This window comes from Flavobacterium sp. FlaQc-28 (assembly GCF_044007415.1).
Taxonomy (GTDB): Bacteria; Bacteroidota; Bacteroidia; order Flavobacteriales; family Flavobacteriaceae; genus Flavobacterium.
Genome location: NZ_JBIPCM010000048.1, coordinates 1 through 208 on the forward strand (window position 1 = coordinate 1; position 208 = coordinate 208).

The following is a 208-nucleotide window of genomic DNA, read 5'->3' on the forward strand; positions in this document are numbered from 1 at the left end:
GGCTGCGCCTGCTCTGTTACTGAAACTGTCGAAACAGCATCAACAGTACATGGAGCTGTAGCCGCCACGGTGTAAGTATACGTTCCTGCTCCTGCGAAAGCTGGAGTCCAAGTTCCTCCTGCATCTGCACTTCCGCCTAATGCTGCAAATAATGATCCTGATGTTACTGTACTGCCTGAACAAATCGTTAATGTTCCGTTTGTTCCTG

At 49.0% G+C, this 208-nt stretch carries 1 protein-coding gene; it reads right to left on the reverse strand.

What is annotated here, in order from left to right:
* Positions 1-208 (reverse strand): hypothetical protein (locus tag ACHRVL_RS23135; protein WP_395415613.1); only part of this gene is annotated, 208 nt, incomplete at both ends.